This window comes from Streptomyces sp. NBC_00271 (assembly GCF_036178845.1).
In the GTDB taxonomy this organism is placed as follows: domain Bacteria; phylum Actinomycetota; class Actinomycetes; order Streptomycetales; family Streptomycetaceae; genus Streptomyces.
Genome location: NZ_CP108070.1, coordinates 8,113,201 through 8,133,651, shown reverse-complemented (window position 1 = coordinate 8,133,651; position 20,451 = coordinate 8,113,201). Strand labels below are relative to the sequence as shown.

19 protein-coding genes and 1 pseudogene are annotated in these 20,451 nt (G+C 71.1%); 5 read left to right on the top strand and 15 right to left on the bottom strand.

The features are described 5' to 3' along the window. Positions 1-53: 53 nt before the first annotated feature. The 7 genes from OG798_RS37035 to OG798_RS37005 all read right to left on the bottom strand — a co-directional run bounded on the left by OG798_RS37035 (position 54) and on the right by OG798_RS37005 (position 8,084). Entirely contained in the window at positions 54-506 is a 453-nt protein-coding gene (locus OG798_RS37035; protein ID WP_121414884.1) for a hypothetical protein, read from the bottom strand. A 175-nt stretch (positions 507-681) separates the two neighbouring features. Further along, on the bottom strand, positions 682-2,100 hold the full coding sequence (locus tag OG798_RS37030; protein WP_097224649.1) for an NAD(P)/FAD-dependent oxidoreductase: 1,419 nt from the start codon (positions 2,098-2,100) through the stop codon (positions 682-684). A gap of 72 nt (positions 2,101-2,172) precedes the next feature. Next, on the bottom strand, positions 2,173-2,973 hold the full coding sequence (locus OG798_RS37025) for an ABC transporter permease (protein ID WP_075031264.1): 801 nt from the start codon (positions 2,971-2,973) through the stop codon (positions 2,173-2,175). Next, positions 2,974-3,897, bottom strand: a complete 924-nt coding sequence (locus OG798_RS37020) for an ABC transporter permease (protein ID WP_095852329.1) — start codon at positions 3,895-3,897, stop codon at positions 2,974-2,976. Beyond that, a complete protein-coding gene (locus OG798_RS37015) occupies positions 3,897-5,048 on the bottom strand; it encodes an ABC transporter ATP-binding protein (RefSeq protein ID WP_095852330.1) in 1,152 nt (383 codons plus the stop codon). Before OG798_RS37015 ends, OG798_RS37020 begins: the two co-directional genes overlap by 1 nt. A 163-nt stretch (positions 5,049-5,211) precedes the next feature. Continuing rightward, positions 5,212-6,459 (bottom strand): polyamine ABC transporter substrate-binding protein, encoded by a 1,248-nt coding sequence (locus tag OG798_RS37010; RefSeq protein ID WP_121414885.1) that lies wholly within the window; start codon positions 6,457-6,459, stop codon positions 5,212-5,214. A 101-nt stretch (positions 6,460-6,560) separates the two neighbouring features. Beyond that, positions 6,561-8,084, bottom strand: coding sequence for a gamma-aminobutyraldehyde dehydrogenase (locus OG798_RS37005; protein WP_120985417.1), 1,524 nt, complete (start codon positions 8,082-8,084; stop codon positions 6,561-6,563). 178 nt (positions 8,085-8,262) lie between these two features. Between OG798_RS37005 and OG798_RS37000 the strand changes: the two genes are divergently transcribed. Continuing rightward, entirely contained in the window at positions 8,263-8,862 is a 600-nt protein-coding gene (locus tag OG798_RS37000) for an NADAR family protein (RefSeq protein WP_328758357.1), read from the top strand. Positions 8,863-8,886: 24 nt separating this feature from the next. Here the strand turns inward: OG798_RS37000 and OG798_RS36995 are convergent, their stop codons facing one another. After that, positions 8,887-9,774, bottom strand: a complete 888-nt coding sequence (locus tag OG798_RS36995; protein WP_121414887.1) for a DUF4190 domain-containing protein — start codon at positions 9,772-9,774, stop codon at positions 8,887-8,889. 87 nt (positions 9,775-9,861) lie between these two features. Between OG798_RS36995 and OG798_RS36990 the strand changes: the two are divergent. Further along, positions 9,862-10,991: pseudogene (locus tag OG798_RS36990) on the top strand (adenosine deaminase). Between the two features lie 20 nt (positions 10,992-11,011). Then, complete coding sequence (locus OG798_RS36985; protein WP_328758356.1) at positions 11,012-11,695, top strand: glycerophosphodiester phosphodiesterase; 684 nt, start codon at positions 11,012-11,014, stop codon at positions 11,693-11,695. Between the two features lie 22 nt (positions 11,696-11,717). Here OG798_RS36985 and OG798_RS36980 read toward each other — a convergent pair whose 3' ends face one another. Together OG798_RS36980 and OG798_RS36975 are read right to left on the bottom strand one after the other, a co-directional pair. Next, on the bottom strand, positions 11,718-13,427 hold the full coding sequence (locus OG798_RS36980; protein ID WP_328758354.1) for an RNA polymerase sigma factor: 1,710 nt from the start codon (positions 13,425-13,427) through the stop codon (positions 11,718-11,720). 249 nt (positions 13,428-13,676) lie between these two features. Continuing rightward, positions 13,677-14,558 (bottom strand): class I SAM-dependent methyltransferase, encoded by an 882-nt coding sequence (locus OG798_RS36975; protein WP_328758353.1) that lies wholly within the window; start codon positions 14,556-14,558, stop codon positions 13,677-13,679. A 210-nt stretch (positions 14,559-14,768) separates the two neighbouring features. Here OG798_RS36975 and OG798_RS36970 point away from each other — a divergent pair, with 210 nt between their 5' ends. Both OG798_RS36970 and OG798_RS36965 read left to right on the top strand, forming a co-directional pair. Then, entirely contained in the window at positions 14,769-16,388 is a 1,620-nt protein-coding gene (locus tag OG798_RS36970; RefSeq protein ID WP_267062943.1) for an MFS transporter, read from the top strand. Between the two features lie 152 nt (positions 16,389-16,540). Then, entirely contained in the window at positions 16,541-17,548 is a 1,008-nt protein-coding gene (locus OG798_RS36965) for an Lrp/AsnC family transcriptional regulator (RefSeq protein ID WP_328758351.1), read from the top strand. A 34-nt stretch (positions 17,549-17,582) separates the two neighbouring features. On the opposite strand, the gene OG798_RS36960 is transcribed toward OG798_RS36965, so the two are convergent. The 5 genes from OG798_RS36960 to OG798_RS36940 all read right to left on the bottom strand — a co-directional run bounded on the left by OG798_RS36960 (position 17,583) and on the right by OG798_RS36940 (position 20,347). Further along, entirely contained in the window at positions 17,583-18,164 is a 582-nt protein-coding gene (locus tag OG798_RS36960) for a PadR family transcriptional regulator (protein WP_095852337.1), read from the bottom strand. 64 nt (positions 18,165-18,228) lie between these two features. Beyond that, positions 18,229-18,750, bottom strand: coding sequence for a hypothetical protein (locus OG798_RS36955; protein WP_267062941.1), 522 nt, complete (start codon positions 18,748-18,750; stop codon positions 18,229-18,231). After that, entirely contained in the window at positions 18,734-19,225 is a 492-nt protein-coding gene (locus tag OG798_RS36950) for an RNA polymerase sigma factor (protein WP_054235333.1), read from the bottom strand. Before OG798_RS36950 ends, OG798_RS36955 begins: the two co-directional genes overlap by 17 nt. Positions 19,226-19,319: 94 nt before the next feature. Next, positions 19,320-19,931 (bottom strand): class F sortase, encoded by a 612-nt coding sequence (locus tag OG798_RS36945; RefSeq protein WP_095852340.1) that lies wholly within the window; start codon positions 19,929-19,931, stop codon positions 19,320-19,322. Continuing rightward, entirely contained in the window at positions 19,928-20,347 is a 420-nt protein-coding gene (locus tag OG798_RS36940) for a Tat pathway signal sequence domain protein (protein WP_097224654.1), read from the bottom strand. Before OG798_RS36940 ends, OG798_RS36945 begins: the two co-directional genes overlap by 4 nt. Positions 20,348-20,451 lie beyond the last annotated feature (104 nt).

Genomic DNA, 20,451 nt, shown 5'->3' with positions numbered 1-20,451 from the left:
CGTGACCGGGGTCCGATACCGGGGTCCGATACCGGGGTCCGTCCCCGTGGCGACTATCGACCCTCGTATCCGGCGATGCCCGCCACCGCCTCGTGCATGGCCAGTTCCAGCAGCGCTGGATCGGTGAGCGTGCCGGTGCCGTCCGGCGGGATCAGCCAGCGGACCCCGCCCGCGGTCCGTCTCGGGTACGGCACCACGATCCACGTACCGCGCCCCGCCGTGCGCACCCCCGTGCCGAGCCAGCGCGCCGCGGTGCCGGGCGGCACGAAGAAACCCATCCGGGCGTCGCCGAAGTCGACGAGCACCGGGCCGAGTCGGTCGATCACGCGGGTCAGCACGTCGAGCGTGGGATAGCCGAGCTCGCCCGGCAGGATCAGTACGTCCCAGAGCCTGCCGGCAGGCAGCAGTGCGACCCCCAGCGGATTGCGCTCCCATTCCCCGCGGCAGGCCTCGGGATCCGGCGCCACGGATGCCAGCCACTCGACCGCCGTCTTGTCCCCTGTCATGGCGGACCCCCCTTTTCCCCTCGCGTCGACGCTGGTCGCGTCACAGAGGGGAGGGGGGTTCGGGCCGGGCATTACGCGGGTTCCGCCCCTTGTCGGTGGTGAGCCGGATCACAGTGGATGAGCGGGGCGTACGCCGATGGATCAGCCACGGCGGCGCACGCCCCGCCGGTGCGGCTCAGCTGTCGAAGCCCAGCCCCAGCTTGTCCATCGTCTTCAGCCAGAGATTGCGCCGCCCGCCGTGCGCGTCCGCCCGCGCCAGCGACCATTTGGTGAGCGCGATGCCGGTCCAGGCGAAGGGCTCGGGCGGGAACGGCAGGGGCTTCTTGCGGACCATCTCCAGCTCCGTGCGCTCGGTGCGCTCCCCCGCCAGCAGGTCGAGCATCACGTCCGCGCCGAACCGGGTCGCGCCCACACCCAGGCCCGTGTACCCGGCCGCGTACGCGACCTTTCCGTGGTGCGCCGTGCCGAAGAAGGCCGAGAAGCGCGAGCAGGTGTCGATCGCGCCGCCCCAGGCGTGGGTGAAGCGGACGCCCTCCAGCTGCGGGAAGCAGGTGAAGAAGTGCCCGGCGAGCTTCGCGTACGTCTCCGGGCGGTCGTCGTACTCGGCGCGCACCCGGCCGCCGTACGGGTAGATCGCGTCGTAACCGCCCCACAGGACGCGGTTGTCGGCGGAGAGCCGGAAGTAGTGGAACTGGTTCGCCGAGTCCCCGAGGCCCTGCCGGTTCTTCCAGCCGACGGACGCCAGCTGATCGGCGGTCAGGGGTTCGGTCATCAGCGCGTAGTCGTAGACCGGGACGGTGTACGCGCGCACCCGCTTGACCAGGTTCGGGAAGATGTTGGTGGCGAGCGCCACCTTGCGGGCGCGGACGGAACCGTACGGAGTGCGTACGGCCATGCCGGCGCCGTACGCCTTCAGGGCGAGCGCGGGCGTGTGTTCGTACACCCGCACCCCGAGCCGCAGGCAGGCCCGCTTGAGTCCCCAGGCGAGCTTGGCGGGGTGGAGCATGGCGACGCCGCGCCGGTCGTGCAGGCCCGCGAGGAAGGTCGGCGAGTCGACCTCTTCGCGGACCGCGTCGGCGTCCAGGAACTCGATGCCGTCCGCCAGGCCCCGCTCCCGCAGTTCCTCGTGCCACTCGCGGAGTTCGGCCGCCTGGTGCGGCTCGGTGGCGACGTCGATCTCGCCGGAGCGCTCGAAGTCGCAGTCGAGGGAGTAGCGGGCGACGGCCGCCTCGATCTCGTCGAGGTTGCGGGCGCCCAGCTCCTCCAGCTTCCCGATCTCGTCCGGCCAGCGGGTGAGTCCGTTGGCCAGGCCGTGGGTCAGGGACGCGGCGCAGAAGCCGCCGTTGCGGCCCGAGGCGGCCCAGCCCACCTCGCGGCCCTCCAGGAGCACCACCTCACGCTGCGGATCGCGCTCCTTGGCGATCAGCGCGGTCCACAGTCCGCTGTAGCCACCGCCGACGACGAGCAGGTCGCAGGTCTCGGCGCCGGTGAGGGCGGGCTCGGGGTGGGGCTTGCCGGGGTCGTCCAGCCAGTACGGAACCGGCTGGGCTTCGGAAAGAGACGTGGTCCAACGGGTCATGGCGCTTGGGGCCATGATTTCAACTCCCTACAGCTGAATTACCCACCGAAATTTCTCTGTGGGATATGCCTTCCGCGAGGCCTTTTACTATGCCTTTTGCTTGTTGCGGCGGTTGCTGACGACCATTCCGGCCAGGACGAACAGTACGGCGACGATGAACATGGCCGTACCGATGACATTGATCTGAACGGGCGTTCCGCGCTGCGCCGAACCCCACACGAACATGGGGAAGGTGACGGTCGAACCCGCGTTGAAGTTGGTGATGATGAAGTCGTCGAAGGAGAGCGCGAAGGCGAGCAGCGCGCCCGCCGCGATACCGGGGGCCGCGATGGGCAGCGTGACGCGCAGGAACGTCTGCACCGGACCGGCGTAGAGGTCCTGAGCCGCCTGCTCCAGGCGCGGGTCCATCGACATCACCCGCGCCTTGACGGCCGTCACGACGAAGCTGAGGCAGAACATGATGTGGGCGATCAGGATCGTCCAGAAACCCAACTGAGCACCCAGGTTGAGGAACAGGGTGAGCAGCGAGGCGGCCATGACGACCTCGGGCATCGCCATCGGCAGGAAGATCAGCGAGTTCACCGCGCCGCGCGCCCGGAAGCGGTAGCGGACGAGGGCGAAGGCGATCATCGTGCCGAGGATCGTGGCCCCGATCGTCGCCCAGACGGCGATCTGGAGGCTGATCGAGAGCGAGCCGCACATGTCGGCGACCCCGCACGGATCGCGCCAGGCGTCGAGGGAGAACTGCTGCCACTCGTAGTTGAAGCGCCCCTTCGGTTTGTTGAAGGAGAACACCGTGACGATGACATTGGGCAGCAGCAGATATCCCAGCGTCAGCAGTCCCCCGATGACGACGAGATTCCGCTTGAACCAGCGTACGAAGGCCATTTAGACCAGATCCTCCGTCCCGGACTTGCGGATGTAGAGGGTGACCATGATGAGGATCGCGGCCATGAGGATGAACGAGAGCGCGGCGGCCGTCGGATAGTCGAGGATCCGCAGGAACTGCGTCTGGATGACGTTGCCGACCATCCGGGTGTCCGTGGAGCCGAGCAGGTCGGCGTTCACGTAGTCACCGCTGGCCGGGATGAAGGTCAGCAGCGTGCCGGAGACCACGCCGGGCATCGACAGCGGGAAGGTGACCTTGCGGAAGGTCGTGAACGGCTTCGCGTACAGGTCGCCCGCCGCCTCGTGGAGGCGTCCGTCGATGCGCTCCAGCGAGGTGTAGAGCGGCAGGATCATGAAGGGCAGGAAGTTGTACGTGAGGCCGCAGACCACCGCCAGTGGTGTGGCCAGGACGCGGTCGCCGGAGGTGAAGCCGAGCCAGTTGGTGACGTCCAGGACGTGCAGGGTGTTGAGGGCGCCGACGACCGGGCCGCCGTCCGCGAGGATCGTCTTCCAGGCGAGCGTGCGGATCAGGAAGCTCGTGAAGAACGGCGCGATGACCAGGATCAGCACGACATTGCGCCAGCGGCCCGCGCGGAAGGCGATCAGATACGCCAGCGGGTAGCCGAGCACCAGGCACAGGATCGTCGCGGCGCCCGCGTACAGCACCGAGCGCAGGAACTGGGGCCAGTAGTCGGCCAGCGCGTTCCAGTACGTCTGGAAGTGCCAGGTGACCTTGAAGCCCTCCTCCAGGGAGCCCGTCTGCACGGACGTGGAGACCTGGTAGACCATCGGCAGCGCGAAGAAGATCAGCAGCCAGAGGATGCCGGGCAGGAGCAGCCAGTACGGGACGAGGCGGCCGCGCTTGCGGGGCGGCTTCTTGTCGGGCTGCGGCGCGAGGAGTGGCGCCTCGGTGACGCTGGCCATCAGGCGGCTTCCTCCTCGACCGTTTCCACGCCGGCGTCGATGTCCTGCGCCGCGTCGAGGCCGAAGGTGTGCGCCGGGCTCCAGTGCAGGACCACCTCGGCGCCAGGGGTGAGCCGGGCGTCGCGGTCGATGTTCTGGGAGTAGACCTCGAACTCGGGGCAGACGGCGCTGTCGATGACGTACTGCGTGGAGACGCCGATGAAGCTGGAGTCGGCGATCCTGCCGGTGATCCGGTTGCGCCCGTCGGGTATCTCGTCCGCGTCGTCGACGTGCGTGAGCGATATCTTCTCGGGGCGGACTCCGACCAGGACCTTGCCGCCGGTCGTCGTGGGCGCCGAACATCGCGCCTGCGGCAGCACCAGCCTGCCGCCGCCCGCCGCCAGGACGATGTCGTCGCCGTCCTTGCCGTCGACGGCGGCCTCGATGAGGTTCGAGGTGCCGAGGAAGTTGGCGACGAACGTGGTCTGCGGGTTCTCGTAGAGGTCGGCGGGGGCGCCGAGTTGCTCGACGCGGCCCGCGTTCATCACGGCGACCGTGTCGGCCATCGTCATGGCCTCCTCCTGGTCGTGCGTGACGTGCACGAAGGTGATGCCGACCTCGGTCTGGATGCGCTTGAGCTCCAGCTGCATCTGGCGGCGCAGCTTGAGGTCGAGGGCGCCGAGCGGCTCGTCGAGGAGCAGCACCTTGGGGTGGTTGATCAGGGCGCGGGCCACGGCGACGCGCTGCTGCTGACCGCCGGAGAGCTGGTGCGGCTTCTTGCGGGCCTGCTCACCGAGCTGGACGAGCTCCAGCATGTCCTCGACCTGCTTCTTCACCGACTTGATGCCGCGCCGGCGCAGACCGAAGGCGACGTTCTCGAAGATGTCGAGGTGCGGGAAGAGGGCGTAGGACTGGAAGACGGTGTTCACCGGCCGCTTGTACGGGGGCAGGTGGGTCACTTCCTGGTCGCCGAGGAAGACGGTGCCGGAGGAAGGTTCCTCCAGACCCGCGATCATCCGCAGGGTGGTGGTCTTGCCGCAGCCCGACGCCCCGAGAAGGGCGAAGAAGGAGCCTTCGGGGACGGTCAGGTCGAGCGGGTGGACGGCCGTGAAGGAGCCGTACGTCTTGCTGATCCCGGAGAGGCGGACGTCGCCGCCGTTGTCTGTCGTCATGGTGTGGTCCCTGGATGTCGGGGTCGTAGGGGTGTCCGGGGCGGACTGCGGTCGCTGCGCCGGTCGGGGCCGCGCGGCGGAGCCGGCGCGGGTCTCCTCGGGCCCCGGGCAACCGCCCGGGCGGCCCGGCCGGACCACCGCCACCGCTCAGCCGCCGGAGGCGTCACGCCCCGGTGAGCTTGGCGAACTTCTCTTCGTAGGCCGTCTCTTCCTTCTGCGTCAGGGAGCGGAAGGCGTGGGACTTCGCGGCCATGGCCTTGTCGGGGATGATCAGCGGGTTGTCCGCCGCCGCCTTGTCGATCTTCGCAAGCTCGTCCTTGACCCCGTCGACGGGACAGACGTAGTTGATGTACGCGGCGAGCTGTGCGGCCGGACCGGGCTCGTAGTAGTAGTCCATGAGCCGTTCGGCGTTCGTCTTGTGACGGGCCTTGTTGGGGATCAGCATGTTGTCCGTGGACGTCAGATAGCCGCTGTCCGGGATGATGAAGTCCACGTCCGGGCTGTCCGCCTTGAGCTGGACGACGTCGCCCGCCCAGGCGACACAGGCCGCGAGGTCGCCCTTGGTGAGGTCGGACGTGTAGTCGTTGCCGGTGAAGCGGCGTATCTGGCCCTTGTCGACGGCCTTCTGGAGTCGGGCGATCGCCGCGTCGAAGTCGTCGTCGGTGAACTTCGCGGGGTCCTTGCCCATGTCGAGCAGCGTCATGCCCATGCTGTCGCGCATCTCCGAGAGGAAGCCGACGCGCCCCTTGAGCTTGGGGTTGTCGAGCAGGTCGGAGACCGACTTCACCTCGATGCCGTTCAACGCCTTCTTGTTGTATGCGATGACGGTCGAAATGCCCTGCCAGGGGTAGGAGTAGGCGCGTCCCGGGTCCCAGTCGGGGCTGCGGAACTGGGCGGACAGGTTGGCGTACGCGTGCGGCAGGTTGGAGGCGTTCAGCTTCTGCACCCAGCCGAAGCGGATCAGCCGGGCGGCCAGCCAGTCGGTGACCACGATCAGGTCGCGCCCGGTGTCCTGGCCCGCGGCGAGCTGCGGCTTGATCTTGCCGAAGAACTCGACGTTGTCGTTGATGTCCTCGGTGTACTTGACCGAGATGCCGGTGCGCTTGGTGAACGCGTCGAGCGTCGGGTGGTGCTTCCCGCTGTCGTCGACGTCCATGTACTCGGTCCAGTTGGAGAAGTTGATCGTCTTCTCCTTGGCCGAGTGGTCCTCGGCGGACACGCCGCCCTGGGTCTTGCCCGCGGCCGGGATCCCGCAGCCGCTCAGCGCGCCGAGCCCGCCGACGGCGAGCGCGCCGCCCGCGGAGGCGCGCAGCAGCGAGCGGCGGCTGAGCGCGGCCCTGCCATTCCTGAAACTGCGCCGCATGGCGGCCACTTGGGCCGGGGAGAGGCGGTCGGGCTCGTACTGCTCCATGCTCGTGGTGCCCTTTCGGAAGGGTCGCGGCCGTGGTCTGGCGGCCTGGTCTGCCACTCGGCGATAGTCGGAAAGCCGGCGCGCGGCCGACTCCGGATCGACTAGGGCCGGTCCCCGAAGATCGTGCGGTGCCAGTCCTTCCTGGCGACCGCGGTGTTGTCGAACATGACGTGCTTGATCTGGGTGTACTCCTCGAACGAGTACGCCGACATGTCCTTGCCGAAGCCGGACGCCTTGTAGCCGCCGTGCGGCATCTCGCTGATGATCGGAATGTGGTCGTTGACCCACACGCAGCCCGCCTTGATCTCGCGGGTCGCGCGGTTGGCCCGGTACACGTCCCGGCTCCACGCGGAGGCTGCGAGACCGTACGGAGTGTCGTTGGCGAGCCGGATTCCCTCGTCGTCGCTGTCGAAGGGGAGCACCACCAGGACGGGACCGAAGATCTCGGACTGCACGATCTCGCTGTCCTGAGGAGCGTCGGCGACGAGCGTGGGCCGGTAGAAGGCGCCCTCCTTGAGCCCTTCGGGGATCTCTCCGCCGGTCACCACGCGCGCGTAGCCGCGGGCCCGGTCGACGAATCCGGCCACGCGGTCGCGCTGGGCGTGCGAGATCAGCGGGCCGAGGTCGGTGCCGGACGCGAACGGGTCGCCGAGGCGGACGCTCGCCATCAGGGCGGCCGTCCTGGACACGAACTCTTCGTAGAGGGGCCTTTGTACGTACGCGCGCGTGGCGGCCGTGCAGTCCTGCCCGCTGTTGATGAGCGAGCCCGCGACCGCGCCGTTCACGGCCGCGTCCAGGTCCGCGTCGTCGAAGACCACGAAGGGGGCCTTGCCGCCCAGCTCCAGATGGAGCCGCTTGACGGTCGAGGTGGCGATCTCGGCGACGCGCTTGCCGACCGCGGTGGACCCGGTGAAGGAGGTCATCGCCACGTCGGGGTGGCCGACGAGGTGCTCGCCGGCGTCCCGGCCGGCCCCGGTCACGATGTTGATCACGCCGTCCGGGATGCCCGCCGCGGTGGCGGCCTCGGCGAACAGGAGCGAGGTCAGCGGGGTCAGCTCGGCGGGCTTCAGCACGATCGTGTTGCCCGCGGCGATCGCCGGGAGGATCTTCCAGGCGGCCATCTGGAGGGGGTAGTTCCAGGGCGCGATGGAGCCGACGACACCGATGGGCTCGCGGCGTACGTACGAGGTGTGGTCGCCGGAGTACTCGCCCGCGGACTGCCCTTGCAGATGCCGGGCCGCGCCCGCGAAGAAGGCGATGTTGTCGATGGTGCCGGGCACGTCGAACTCGCGGGTCAGCTTGAGGGGCTTTCCGCACTGGAGCGACTCCGCCCGGGCGAACTCCTCGGCGCGGTCGGCGAGTACGGCGGCGAAGCGGTGCAGGGCGTCGGAGCGCTCGCCGGGGGTGGCGCCCGCCCAGCCGGGGAACGCCTCCCGGGCGGCGGCGACGGCCGCGTCCACGTCGACGGTGCTCGCCAGCTCGTACGTGTAGACCTCCTCGCCGGTGGCGGGGTCGACGACCGCGTGCATACGGCCCGAGGTGCCCTTGGCCAGCCGGCCCGCGATGTACTGCGCGCCGTCCGCGAAGCGGTCCTGCGCCTGGAAGCGATGGCCCGGATTGTGCATGTCGCTCTCCTCCGCCGTTCTCCCCGCTGCCGCAGGGGTGGGCGTAGCTCCAGCCCGATTTGAGTGCCGATCCTGACAGAGCTAAGGGACTCCAACAAGTGATTCCGTTGTTGCCTTTTGGTTACGCGACGGAATCTGTCGACCAGGTGTCGAGTCCCCATGGAAAAGGCGGGACGGAATGTCAGTGGTGCGTGCCACAGTGGCGTGCATGGCGAAGATCGATTCTTGGGAAGCGCTGGTCAGCGCGGTCCGCTCGGGGGCGAGGGTCAAGTACCTGCACTTCTGGGGGCACCGCCCGCGACCGGACGGTCAGGTGAGTGCGAGCTGCCTGAGCCAGTGGTGGCCGTCACCGTTCGTGGTGGACGGTGTCACTTACGCGACGGCTGAGCACTGGATGATGGCGGGCAAGGCACGGCTCTTCGGTGACGCGGAAGCGCAGCGGCGCGCGATCGAGGCGTCCAGCCCCGCGCTCGCCAAGAAGGTGGGACGGCTCGTGAGCGGCTTCGACGAGGCGACCTGGGAGCGCGAGCGCTTCGGGATCGTCGTCGAGGGCAGCGTGCACAAGTTCGCGGCCCATCCCGAGCTGCGCGCGTTCCTGCTGGGCACGGGCACGCGGGTGCTGGTCGAGGCCAGCCCCATGGACCGGGTCTGGGGCATAGGACTCGCGGCGGACGACGAGCGGGCGGCGGATCCCGAGCGGTGGCGGGGGCCGAACCTGCTGGGATTCGCCTTGATGGAGGCGCGGGAGCGGCTCCTGGGGGACGACCAGTTCAGGTAGTTCAGGCGCGGGAGCGGTTGGGACCTAGCCGAGGTGCGGCACGACGAGTGAAGTGGAGTAGCCGTCGTCTCCGCTGAACGGGTCGCTGTCGCCGCTGTCGTCCGGGAGGACGAAGAAGACCACGATCATCGCGATGCCGAGCGCGATGCCGACCGCTCCGCAGATGATCCCGGCCAGCGCCTGACCGGGGTTGTTCGCCTCGCCGCGGCGCGCCCTGCGTCGCCCCAGCACGCCGAAGGTCACCGCGAGGATCCCCAGGATGATCGCGACCGGCCACAGACAGAACACGACGGCCGAGATGATGCCGAGCACCAGCCCGGCGGTGCCCATGCCGTTGCTCGGCGCCGGGGGCATCATCGGCCAGCCGTAGCCGGGGGCGCCCGGGTAGCCGGGTCCCGGCGTGGGGTAGGTCGGGTAGCCGTATCCGTAGCCGTACGGGGCCTGGCCGGGGCCCTCGGGAGCGATGGGCGGCGGGGGAACCGGCTCTCCGGGGGCGGGCCGGGGGTGGGGCGAGGGTGCGGCGGCGGGAGACGCGAAGGGGTTGTCCCAGGACTGGGGCGGGGACTGGGGGTGGGGCTGGGGGTGGCCGGGCGTGCCCGTTCCGGGGAGGGCGACGACCGTCGGCTGGTTGTGCACCGAGGGGGGTGTGGGGGCACCGGGCGCGGGGGAGGGTGCCTGGTCCGCGGGCGGGGCCCAGGGGTTCGGCTCGGGTCGCGGTCCGGCGGCACCGTTGTCCAGGGGGCCGCCGGGCGGGGAACCCGGCTGGGGGTTCCCGCCGGGTATCGCGTCCTCGGAACCGGCGGCCAACGGCACGTCGATCTGGGTCGGCGGCGGAGCCGGCTGGTCCGGGGATGCCCACGGGGTCGCGGCGGCGTCCTGCGGCACCTGTGGCGCCTGCGCGTCGTCGGACATGCGTGAGGTCCCCTCCTCTGTCGTACCTGCCGTCATGCTACGGCCCGGGGCTTCACCCCGTGAGGGGCGGCCTACGATGATCCCCGAATCACCGATCAGCCGATCACCCGCGTCCCCCGACCACGGTCCGGGGGCGCCGTTCCGGGGAGGAATCCTTGACCGACCAGCTCAGCACCCGCGAGGGCGTCCGCGACCTGCACGCCTTCATCGCCGGACTGCCCAAGGCCGAACTGCACGTGCACCACGTCGGATCCGCCTCCCCCCGCATCGTCTCCACCCTCGCCGCCCGCCACCCCGACTCCCAGGTGCCGACGGACCCCGAGGCCCTCGCGGACTACTTCACGTTCACCGACTTCGCCCACTTCATCCAGGTCTACCTGTCCGTCGTCGACCTGATCCGCACCCCCGAGGACGTACGGCTGCTGACGTACGAGGTCGCCCGGGACATGGCCCGGCAGCAGGTCCGTTACGCCGAGCTGACCATCACCCCGTGGTCCTCCACCCGCCGCGGCATCGACGAGCGCGCCTTCATGGACGCCATCGAGGACGCCCGCAAGGCGGCGGAGGCCGAGTTCGGGGTCGTCCTGCGCTGGTGCTTCGACATTCCCGGCGAGGCGGGGCTCGAGGCGGCCGAGGAGACCCTGCGGCTCGCCACCGACGACCGGCTGCGTCCTGAGGGTCTGGTCTCCTTCGGACTCGGCGGGCCCGAAATCGGCGTACCGCGACCGCAGTTCAAGCCGTACTTCGACCAGGCGATCGCGGCCGGGCTGCGCTCGGTGCCGCACGCGGGTGAGACGACCGGGCCGGAGACCGTCTGGGACGCGCTGAACGAGCTGCGCGCCGAGCGCATCGGGCACGGCACCAGCTCCGCGCAGGACCCGAAGCTGCTCGCCCACCTCGCCGAGCACCGCATCGCGCTGGAAGTCTGCCCGACCTCCAACATCGCCACCCGCGCGGTCCGCACCCTCGACGAGCACCCCATAAGGGAGTTCACCCGGGCCGGGGTCCTCGTCACGATCAACTCCGACGACCCGCCGATGTTCGGCACCGACCTCAACAACGAGTACGCGGTCGCCGCCCGTCTCCTCGACCTCGACGAACTCGGCCTCGCCGGGCTCGCCAAGAACGCGGTGGAGGCGTCCTTCCTCGACCCGGCCGGCAAGACACGCCTCGCCGAGGAGATCGACACCTACGCCTCGGCGTGGCTCACGCTCTGAGCGACCAGCACAATGGGCCCATGCGCACCGTGACTGCCGTGGCCCACCGCGGCGACCCCTATCGCGTCCGCGAGAACACCATCGACTCGCTGCGTTCCGCGCTCCAACTGGGCGCGGACGCGGTCGAGATCGACGTACGGCTGACCCGCGACGAGGTGCCCGTGCTGCTGCACGACGAGACACTGAAACGGCTGTGGGAGCTGGAGCGGCCGCTCAGTTCGCTCTCCTCGGACGAGGTGCGCGGGCTCACGGGCGGCGGGGTACCGACGCTCGTGGAGGCCCTCGAGGTGACCAAGGACAGCCGGATCATGGTCGATCTGCCGGGAGAGCCCGACGGCACGGCCGTACGCCGGATCATCGAGGTCATCCGTGAGTGCGGGGCCCAGGACCGGGTGTACTACTGCGCGGGCGCCCCGGCCATGCTGGCGGTGCGCGCCGCCGACCCCGCCGCCGAGATCGCGCTGACCTGGACGAGCCTCGCACCGCCGCGCCCGGCCGTCCTCGAAGCCGTACGGCCGCGCTGGCTCAACTACCGCTTCAGCCTGGTCGACCGCGCCCTCACCGCCCGCGTCCACCGGGGCGGCCACCTGCTCTCCGTCTGGACTCCCGACACCCGCCGTTCCATGCGCCGGCTGCTGGACATGGGAGTGGATTCGATCACCACGAACCGCATCGACGCGCTGTGCGCGCTGCGCAAGGCCTGAGGGGGAAACGCGGGCGGCCCGGTCAGGAGGTGACCTGCGAGCGCCTGCTCACGGTCGCCGGGTCGGCGGGGGTCGAGCGGGTCAGGTACTGCGGCACCGGGGCGGTGTCCTCGCCGTTGTCGCGGACGAGGCCGTAGCGGATCACGCCCTGGGCGGGACCGGTGCGGACGTCCTCGGTCACCTTGTCCCAGGTCGAGGTCTGGACGAAGAGGTTGTAGTCGGCGGGGCCCTCGTTCTGGTGGAGGGTGACGGTGCCGTCGATCCAGAAGTACTCGTTCTGCCACATCTGTTGGGTGCCGGAGGGCAGGACGGCGTAGCCCACGGACGGGCCGCCCATCCAGGTCGTGCCGTCCGTCGAGCCCGACTGCACGTCGTCCATGCGGTGGCCGCCGCCCGAGGCGACGTGGAAGAGCCTGCCGCTCAGCCCGGTCCAGGTCGGCATGAGCAGGGCGCCGGTGCGTTGCTGAGGCAGCACCTGCCAGCGGACCCGGAAGTAGCCCTGCCCGCTGAAGGTGACCGTCTCCCCGCGGTGGGTGAGGCCGGTGGCGGGCGCCCCGGTGGCGGTGACGCCCTTCTCGGCGCGCCGGGGCAGCGCCGCCGGCAGCGCGCTCGCGGCGGGTGCGCTGTCGACGGCGTCGACGACGGTGCCGTACAGCTGGACACGGGTCTTCGAGGGCGAGGGCGACGGTGATGGGGAGGCCGAGGGGGACGGTGAGGGGGTCGCGGAGGCGGACGGCTCGCCCGTACGTCCCGACGGTGGGCGTGCGGTGCTCGCCGCCGTGGGCGCGGCGAGGGCCGGGGGCGGGTCGTCGGGCGCCCGGGTGACGACGTACAGGCCACCCGCCGCGAGGGTGGCGCCGGCCGTGACGGCGACGGCGGGCTTGGTGAGCAGGCCGAGGACCTTGGCGGACCAGCCGACGGAGGTGGCGGCGACCGCCGTCTTGCCGCCGAGCGCGAGCGACAGCGTGAAGCCGACCGGCAACGGGACTAGAGCGATCCCGACGAGGAGGCGTTCGGCCGGTACGACGGCCTCGCGGGCGCCCGAACAGTACGCACAGCCCCGGATGTGCCGGGCCAGCCGCTTGCGCCACACCGAGTCGGGCCGCCCGTCCCAGCGGGCGGTCACCAACCGCAGGTCCGGGCAGGGGGAGTTGCCCGCGCCGGGGTGGTGGCCGTCGAGCGCCCGCACGATGTCCCGCGCGATCTCCAGCCGTTGCTTCATCCGCTGCACCCGCACCGCCGCGTGCTGCCTGCTGATCCCGACCGCGGCCGCCAGCTCGCGCCGGGTGAGTTCGCCCGCGACCTCCAGCCACCACAACGAGAGCAACTGGCGGTCCTCGTCGTCGAGCCAGCGCACCGCCTCCGCGACCTCTCGCCGCTGTCCCTTCAACTGGAGCCGCAGCACGGTCAGTTCGGCGAAGTCGGCGGCCTGTTCACCGGCGCCGTCGGCCAGCGGCTCGGCCGTCCGGCGGCGCGAGCGGTCCCGTATCTGCCGCATCGTGATGGCGACCAGCCAGGACCGGAAGCTGTCCGGGTCGCGCAGCGAGCCGAGGTTGTCGACGGCGCGCAGCATGGTCTCCTGCACGACGTCGTCGACGTCCGCGTGGCCGTTCAGGGCGCGGCCGACGATGTTGTAGACGAGCGGGAGCCAGCCCGCGACGAGTTCGTCGAGGGCGCGCCGGTCGCCGGCCTGCGCGGCCCCGATGATGGAGCGCCACTGCCGCCCGTCCACGTACGTCCCTCCGATGCCACGGTGACCACCCGTGCCACTGGGCACACACGGGCGAAAGTGCAGGATCCCCCACTCCGGCGAGCCTGTCCGCGCGCCATGTCGCGGATCACAGCCGTTCGTCGGGCCCTGACGCACAGGAGACGGAGGGCCGCCCTCCGCGATAACAGTTTTTTGCGCACAACGGCGGTTGATCCGGGGCAGTGCCAGGGAACGGGCTCCCGGTCGCCCTGCGCATGGCGATGGCGGCGCTCAGGCAGTAGCGGTTCCGGCCGCCGGATTTGCCGCCGGAGGCGCCGTCGGATCGGTCGGATTCGTCGTCAGATTCGTCGTCACGAGATGCACGTTCATCCCGCACGGGACGACCCCGTTCGGCGCCGTGAGCTTCTTCGCCCCGGTGAGGAAGGCCGCGCGCAGGGACTCCACGGTGGCCGCGTCGAGCGGGCCGACGTCATAGACACCCGCCAGGGCGTCCCACACCTGCTCGACCGGTCCGCTCAGGTCGATGGGGACGGTCTCCCAGTCGACCGGCGCGAATCCCGCCGGCGTGAGGACGCTGTCGAGCCCCGCACGGCTGCGGGTCCTCCGGTCCCCGAGAGCGGGGATGCGCTGCCCGACGGGAGCCGTCTCGACCGCGGACCGCAACAGCCCGACGAACAGCTCGTACGCCTCACCGCCCACGGCTCCGCCGCCGATCACGCAGGCCAGCATGCCTCCGGGGCGCAGCACCCGGGCCACTTCCGCGGCCACCTGTTCCACCTCGCCCATCAGCATCAGCGCCATGTGGGAGACACAGGCGTCGAAGGTGTCGTCGGCGAAGGGAAGGTGCTGGGCCCGGCTCTCCGACAGCGTCGTCCCGGCGGGCAGCGGTCGCAGACGCGCCAGCTCCAGGGCCTCCGGTGAGAGGTCCACCCCGGCCAGCCGGCGTCCCTCGGTCCGGCCGAGCAGTTCGAGCAACAGGCCGTCGCCGCAGCCGAGATCCAGTACCCGCCCGTGTCCGGCGACCCGGTCGCGCACGATCTCGTAGCTGGACCGGCCGTCCGCGGCGCGGCCACCGGCGAACGCGTCCGCCGTCACCGCCGGCCGCTCGGCGTGGAAGGCCCGCAGGAAGGCTTCTTGCGATGTCGTCGTCATACCCGCGAACCTATCCGCCGCGCCGGTCACCAGGTCGGCGGCCTCACACCTCCTGACAGCGATCACGGAAATCCCGGGAAACCGGGTCCGGAATGTCGAATATCCAGATTTTCCCCCGCCGTGGCTGGCCCCGGCCCGCAGGCGGCCCCGAAGGTGAGCGCCGTATCGAGCGATCGCGGTGCGGTGCGCCGCAGGGGGAGAGGGAGTTTCGTGAACGTCACGACAACGGCGCACGAGCCGCGGGAACGGCGGGCGGCCACGCTCGTCATGGCCTGCGTGGGCGTGTTCGTCGCGTATCTGCCGGTGACCACCGTCTCGGTGAGCCTGCCGGCCATCCAGCGGGCGCTGAACGCGTCGACCGCCCAACTGTCGTGGGTCTCGGACGCGTTCGTGCTGCCCATGGCCGCGCTGATCCTGACCGCCGGAGTCTTCGGCGAGGTCCACGGCCGCAAGAAGGTCTTCCAGGCGGGCCTCGCGTTCAGCGCGGTGGGGGCGGCGATCGCGCTGTGCGCGCGGTCGATCGAGGTCCTGTGGGTGGGCCAGGCCTTCGCCGGTCTGGGCGCCGCCGCGCTGCTGCCCACGACGCTGGCGCTGATCAGCCACGCCGTGCCCGACCACCGCGAGCGCGGCAAGTTCGTCGGGCTGTGGGCCACGGCCCTGATGGCGGCGCTGGCGCTCGGCCCGGTGATCGCGGGACTGATCCTGGAGCACTTCTCCTGGCGCTGGATCTACCTGCTGCCCGTTCCCGCCTCGCTCCTCGCGATGGCCTTCGCGGCCCGGCTGGTGACCGACTCGCGCGCCCCCGGCTCCCGACGTCTGGACTGGCCCGGCCAGATCACCGCCGCGGTGGCGATCACCGCGCTGGTCTACGGCGTCATCGAGGGCGGCGCCGGCTCCTTCACCGAGGGGAAGGTGATCGTGGCCCTGGTGGCGGCGGCGGTCGCGGCCGTCGCGTTCGTCCTGGTGGAGCGCCGCAGTGACAGCCCGATGCTGGACCTGACGCTCTTCCGCAGCCCCGCCTTCACCGCCACGACGCTCGTCGCCATGATCAGCTTCCTGGGCCTGATCGGCTTCTTCTTCGCCCTCAGCCTCTACTTCGGCATGGTGCAGCAGCTCAGCACCCTGGAGGCGGCGGCCCGGATGCTGATGGTCACTCTGATGTGCATCCTCGTCGGGGCACCGGCCGGGCGGCTGATGCACAAGGTGTCGCCCCGCGTCCTGATCACCGGCGGGCTGCTGGTGACCGCGGCCTCGCTGCTGTCGCTGACGTCCCTCGACGCCGGTACGTCGTTCGGTTCGCTGGCCTGGCGACTGGCCCTGCTGGGCCTCGGCCTCGGCTTCGTCATCACGCCGATGACGGCCGCGGCCGTCGCCTCCGTACCGCTGCGCCAGGCCGGTATGGCGGCCGCCGGGAACAGCGCGTTCCGGCAGGTCGGCGGCGCGCTCGGCCCGGCCGTCCTCGGCGCCGTGCTGTCCACCAAGGCCGTGCACACCCTGCCGGGCCACCTCACCGACGTGGGTCTGCCGGCGGCGACGGTACGGAGCGTCACCTCCGTGGTGGACGCGAACGGCCTGGGCGCGGTCGCGGGCATGAACCTGGGCGCCGACCGGGGCCGTGCCCTGGGCGCCCTGTCCGAGGCCTTCCTCGACGGCCTTCACCTGTGCCTGATCATCGCCGCGGCACTGACCTTGGTCGCCGCGGCGGTCGGTGCCGTCCTGCTGCGCAGCCCGCGGCAGTCGGTCACCAGGCCGGTGGCCGGATCCGGCGCCGCCCCGGCGGCACCGCGGGAGACCGGGGCGGCGGAGCCCCGGCTGGGGCAGCGCGGCTGACCCCGGCACCAGGGCGTGTCTGCGGCGTGATCCGCCGGACAGGCCCTGGAGGCGCCCTTTCGTGGGGACGGAACGGGCGCCCGTACGAGGCCCGGGACCACACTGGTCCCGGGCCTCACCGTCATGCTCGATCATTGACTTCGGGAGTCCGCATGGAGCGAATGGAGCGAGAGGAGGCCGAGCCGATGCCGTCCCGCGCGCTCGACGCACTCGACCTGAGACTGCTCCAGTGCCTCCAGATCGACGGACGGGCGCCGCTCACCCGGATCGCGGAGGTGCTCGGGGTCTCCGACCAGACCGTCGCCCGGCGCCTGCGGCGGTTGCGCACCACGGCACGGCTGCGGGTGCTCGGCGTGATCGACGAGAGCCGGCTCGGCCGCACCAACTGGATCGTCCGGCTGCGCTGCACCCCGGACGTGGCCGAACTGTTGGCGGGCGCGCTCGCCCGGCGCCCCGACACCTCGTACGTCTCGCTGATCTCCGGCGGCACCGAGGTGATGTGCGCGATGAAGCCGCGCAGCCGGCAGGCCCGGGACGAACTGCTCTTCGACCGGTTGCAGCGCACCCCCCGTGTCGTCTCCGTCAGCGCCCACTGCGTACTGCACTCGTTCTACGGCGGACAGCTGGACTGGCTCAACAAGGCCAACGGGCTCGCCCCCGACCAGCAGGCGGCCCTGCGCCCACCGCCGGTCGAGCCGGTCACCGACCCCCTCACGCTGGAGGCGGCCGACGAGGCGCTGCTGGCCGTGCTCGTCCGGGACGGGCGTGCCACGCTCACCGAACTCCAGGCGGCCACCGGCCAGTCGGAGTCCGTGGTCAAGCGGCGTCTGGAGCGCATGCGGGCCACCGGGGTGCTGTACTTCGACGTCCAGTTCGACCAGGAACCGCTCGGCCACGAGGTGGAGGCCATGCTGTGGCTCACCGTGGCCCCGGCCGCCCTCGCCGACGTCGGACGGGCACTCGCCGCGCATCCCGAGGTGCGTTTCGCCGCGGCGATCACCGGTCAGGCCGGCATCGTCGCCTCGACCGTCTACCGCAACAGCGGGGAGCTGTACACGTATCTGAGCGAGAAGATCGGCGCCCTCGACGGCGTCCAGGCCGTCGAAACCGCCCTGACCCTGCGCCTGGTCAAGCAACTCGCCTACGACCCGGGCCGCTGATCCCGCCCAGGACGGGCGCGGGGTACGTGGAGCATCAGCCGCGAGCCGTCGCGCCGAGGGCCTCGGCCCGCTGGTCGAGCCTCCTCAGGGCCGTCTCGCCCCACTGAAGGTTCGCCTGCTCAAGGGCCATGCCGCCGAGCAGGGTGAGGTAGGGGCCCACGCGTTCGACGGTGACGAGGTACTCCTCCTCGCTGCGGCCGGCCAGCATGCGTTCCTGCGCGCGCCGGTAGCGGGCCAGTTTGGCGCCGGCCCGCTCCACACGCTCGACGACCCCGGCCCGTACGGCTTCGGCGTCTCCGATGTCGACGCAGCTCACCTTGACCATCAGCTCGTCCCGGATCGCCGTCGGCTTGCTGGGGACTTCGGCCGTGTAGGCGCGTATCGCGTCGAGTCCGGCCTCGGTGAGCGAGAAGAGCCGCTTGTTGGGCCGACGTTCCTGCTGCACGACGCGGGCGGAGACGAGCCCTTCGCCCTCCATGCGCTCCAGCTCGCGGTAGATCTGCTGAGGGGTGGCCATCCAGAAGTTGGCGACCGAGGCCTCGAACCCCTTCGCGAGGTCGTAGCCGGACGCCTCGCCCTCCAAAAGCGCGGCCATCACCGCGTTGCGCAGAGCCATTTCCCCAAATTAACACCCTGTATCGACACTCCATTGATTAGTCAACGGAGTGAAGGCCGTCCGCTCAACGGCGGGCAGAGCCGCTCGGCGCGATCGACGGCTGGGCGACGGGCGTGGTCGGTGTCGGCGACGGCGTCGACGACGGTGCCGGGGTGGGGACGGCCGGCCGGGTCGTGGCGCGGCCGGTCGTCCGGGCCGCCTGGGTGGGAATTGCCGTCCGCTTCCCCGGGGTGGGACTGGCCGTCCGACTCTCCGGGGTGCGGCTGGGGTCGGCGGGCACGGGGGACGCCGACGGGCTGGGGGGCACGGACGAAGGGCGGCCCTCGGAGGGCGGGGCGAGCGGGACCGTCGGGGACGTGGGTGCCTGGGACGTCGACAGGCGGATCGGCAGCGCGACGAGGGCGGCGACGGCGCACACCGACCCGACCCCGACCGCGGTGCGCAGCAGCCGACGGCGGGCGGCGCCGCGGCGGATCGCCTCGTAGTGGCCGGGGGGTGGGCCGAGGTAGTCGGAGGCGGGCCGCAGGATGACGGCGAGCGGATCGTCGGGGTCGAAGTCCGGACCCTCGTCAGAGTGTGTGATCAAGGCTTCTCCTCAGGTGGGCGCGGAGCAGTTCGCGGGCCGCGTGGAGGTCGGCCTTGATGGTTCCTTCCTTGCGTCCGGTCAGCACGGACACCTCCCGGATCGGCATGTCAGCGTAGTAGTGCAGGAGGATCGGGACGCGCAGTCGTTCCGGCAGCGACTGCACGAGCAGGCGTACGGACGGGTCGGACTGTTCGGTGTGCGGGCGGACGGCGGCCTCGGCGGTGGCACGGTGCACGGCTCTGCGTTCGCGCTCCAGCTTGCGCCAGTGGTCCCGGACGAGGTTGGCCGCGGTGACATAGAGGAAGCCCCGGGGCTCAGCCACCGAGGTCCAGCGGGCCCAGAGCCGGGTGAACGCCTCCGAGGCGATCTCGTGGGCCGTCTCGTCGTCGTCGACGAGACGGCGGCACCAGCCGGCGAGGCGCGGATAAAGGGCGGCGAACAGCTCGGACGCGGCCTTCTCGCGGGACCGTTTCAAAGCTCTCCATGGTCGTGACGTCGTGCGGGCACTCGTGGGAAAGAGCCCGGGCCGACGGCGTACGTTCCCTCGGCCCGGGATCGGTCTCGGCGGGTCAGGGCGTCGCCGAGCTCAGCGCGGCGAAGACGATCACGTTGTCGGCGTAGCCCGTACCGGTACGGGCCCCTCCGCACGTGATGAGCCGTAGCTCGGGACGGTCCACGTCCCCATACACCTCGTCCGACGGGAAGTCGGCCTTGGCGACCGTCCGTACGGCGTCGACCGTGAACTCCGCCGTCCTGCCGTTCTCCAGGCGCGCCACGATCCGGTCGCCCTTCCGCACCTGCGCGAGACGGCGGAAGACGCCGTCCCCGTAGGAACCGACCGTGACATGGCCGAGGATCACCGACGGACCGGTCTGACCCGGCGTCGGCGAGTTCCGGTACCAGCCCGCCCGGTCGTGCGCCGTGATCGGGGGCACCTGGACGCTGCCGTCCGCGGCCAGCCCCAGCTGCATGACCGGGGTGTCGACCCCGATGGCCGGGATGCGCAACCCGACCGGGACCGAACGCCCGAGGCCGTGCGCGGCCTTCGCGGAGGTCCGCGAGGGCACCGGCGTGCTCCCGGGGTGTTCGGGTGCGGTCGAGTCGGTCCCGTGGCCGCCGCAGCTCACGAGCAGCGAGGCCGTCGCCGCGGTGACGAACGCGCGCCTGGAAAGCGAGGTCATTCCCCGGTCGCCCGCCGGCGACGTACGACGAAGACCGCCGCGCCACCGATGGCGAACGCCGCGGCGGCGCCCCCGCCGATGAGGCCGCCCTGGCCGCCGGACTTCGACGCCGTCGGCGTCACACCGGTGTCGGGCGCTCCCTTCGGCACGACGGCGACCTGCGCCGGGGACGGCGCCCGGGTCGGCGTGCCGACGCTCGGAACCGGCGACGGGGTGCCGGAGGCCGGACGGGTGGTCGGCACCGCGCTCGGGGCGGCACTCGGGGTGGCGCTGCCGGTCGGCGCCTTGGACGGGGCGGCGGTGGCGGTCGGACGGACCGTCGGGACCGGGCTCGCCCCACTGGCGAAGGCGGGCACCGTGCTCGCCAGCACGGCGGTACACGCGAGTGCCAGGGTGCTGAGGACAGTTCGGCGCATGAATCGCTCTCTTTCGTCGGTCCGCCCGCCCGGTGACCCGGCGGGCTGAGTTACGGATCGTGCGAAGAGACGAGGCAGCCGGAGACCGGGTTGTAAAGAGAGGG